This window comes from Mycobacterium sp. 852002-51152_SCH6134967, assembly GCF_001667105.1.
In the GTDB taxonomy this organism is placed as follows: domain Bacteria; phylum Actinomycetota; class Actinomycetes; order Mycobacteriales; family Mycobacteriaceae; genus Mycobacterium; species Mycobacterium neumannii_A.
Window position 1 is genome coordinate 1 of the sequence record NZ_LZIK01000059.1, and the last position, 2141, is coordinate 2141.

Sequence of the window (2141 nt, forward strand, 5' to 3'; positions counted from 1 at the left end):
CGTCGGTGGCCCAACGAAGCGCCGCCGAAAAGCAACTCGACACCGCGCTGGACCCGCCGCCCCCGCTGGACGACTGTGATGCGGTGTACGCGCCGATCGACGACGACAACGCGGACTCGAAGCTGTCGAAGTTTGACCCGCCGGAGCCGCCGACAAACCCCGTACCGCCGTGTGTGGTCGAGTTGTACCAATCCGGCTGCGGCGCAGCCGTTCCCATCGTCGTTTCGTACTTCTTGGCCCACAGTGCCGCGGCGCCCGCAGCGACCGCGAACGGAACGTAGGCCGAGTAGAGGTCTTTGCGCGCCCCGAAGTCGAAACGCGCCTCGGCCGAATCGGTGGTCAACATGCGGTGGAAACCACCTGCGCGCGACCAGAGATCGCGGCCGGCCTCGGTGCGCCTGGTTCCCACGCCTGCGGCCCACGAACCGATCGACAGCAAGAAGAACGCCGCGAACGGCAACGCCCACATCGTGGTCGGAAAGAGCCAGCGGAAGACGGCGCACAGCATGAGCACGAAAGCGATCGCGTTCGCGGTGCGGAGCCAGAGTTCGTTGCGCCGTTTGACGAGAAGCTTGTTGTCGAAGGCCCAGTTCTGGACGGTCTTGGCCAGATCGGTCTTGGCCTTGTTGAGCTTCTGGCCCGACTTGACCGTCTTTTTCGCTTCGAACTCGCCGCCCGGATGCAAAACCTTCAACACCGACCCGACGGTCACACTGACCGGGTCCACATCAACCCAGGCGCCGTGCTCGGCGATGCCGCGGATCCGCCAATGCTTCTCGCTGACCTGGCGCAGTTCGACCAAGCCCCGCTCGGCGAGGTAGAACAGCGTCGCGGTCAGGGCTTGTTTGGGGACTGCCTCGGTCCGGATGTACTCCATCTGCACCGGGCCGAGGCCCTCCGGTGGCGCGTACTGCAGTGGGAAACCTGGCGACGGTTCGACCGTGGTGCGGTACCACAGCAGACCGGCCACGCCGGCGGCCACGGTCAGCGCCGCCACCCAGAGCGCTCCGGCCAGCGACTGGCCCAGCACGCGGTCCCATTCATAGGTCCAGGGCAGCTCGGTGCGCGGCGGCGTCGGCACGTCCACACCTGCCCGCACCGTCACCGGCGTGCGCGGCGGCAGGTTTCGCGCCGACAGTTCCACCCTGTTCCCCGTGGTCGTCAGGTCCAGGCACTGCCCGCCGACGCCGTATCCGACCGAACACTGCACGCGGGCAACGTCTCCGGGCAGGCCGATCGAGATGTCGGCGCGCTGGATCCGGTTGTTCCAGGCCGGCGCGATCACGTTCCAGAAGAACACCGATTCGGTCGTGGCGGGTTCACCCGACGATGTGGCGAATCTCCGGTCCGCACCGGTGGTTCCGGTATCGAGGACACCGTCGATGGAGTAGCGGATCTCGTATACGTGCTCGCCGTAGCTCAGGTAGCTGTCGGGATCGCCGATCTTGGCGACCCGGAACCGCTCACCGTCTTCCCACAGCAGCTCGTAGGGCGCCGAGTCACCGTCGAGAAGGATGGAATCGATCTCCGGCACCTGGCGCACGTGAGGACTGTTGGGGTTGGTCACATCCCAGTACCGGAAGATGCCGTGCCTGCCACTGGGAAAATCCGCGGTGATGGTCTCGACGGCGTCGAGTCGCCCGTCTTCGTCGACAAGGAGGTCCACGTCGTAGTCCGTGATGACGACGGGGTCGTCGGCGGGTGCGGCCGCTGAACCACCACCGCTGAACACCACCGGCCAGAGCACCGCAAATGCCAGCACCAGCAACGTGATCGACCACGCGAACAGCCGGCGCATGCGGTCCTCCTGTTGCGTGCGACGCCAGGTTTCCGGTTCACCCTAAGTGCAGCGGGCCGATTTCGGCGCGAACTGGCCATCGGGTCATCCGATGTGCAGTGGGTCGATCTGGACGCGAACCGGCTGTTGGTCGTGACGGGCGCTGAGCACGGCGGTGGCCCGGCGCAGCGCCGAGGAGAGGGCCAGTCCAGTGTCGCGGGGCACCCGCAACAGCATCCGGATCACCGTCGTGTCGGAGGCCAGTCCCGGCGGGGGGGGGGGGGCGCCCCCCCCGGCCGCCCCGCCGCCCGGCCTGGTGGGGGGCGGGGGGTCGGGGGGGGGGGGGAAAGGGGGGTCTCACCCT

2 protein-coding genes are annotated in these 2141 nt (G+C 67.5%); both read right to left on the reverse strand.

Going from position 1 to position 2141, the window contains the following annotated elements; all coding sequences use genetic code 11:
• A partial coding sequence (locus tag A5790_RS16955) for a DUF2207 domain-containing protein (protein ID WP_066846631.1) occupies positions 1 to 1798 on the reverse strand: 1798 nt, incomplete at its 3' end.
• A gap of 84 nt (positions 1799 to 1882) precedes the next feature.
• On the reverse strand, positions 1883 to 2014 hold the full coding sequence (locus A5790_RS26405; RefSeq protein WP_255361633.1) for a hypothetical protein: 132 nt from the start codon (positions 2012 to 2014) through the stop codon (positions 1883 to 1885).
• Positions 2015 to 2141 lie beyond the last annotated feature (127 nt).

Bases quoted from the DNA above. Each gene is read 5' to 3' on its own strand.
- A5790_RS26405 (WP_255361633.1), bottom strand. From the start codon at position 2,014: ATGCTGTTGCGGGTGCCCCGCGACACTGGACTGGCCCTCTCCTCGGCG.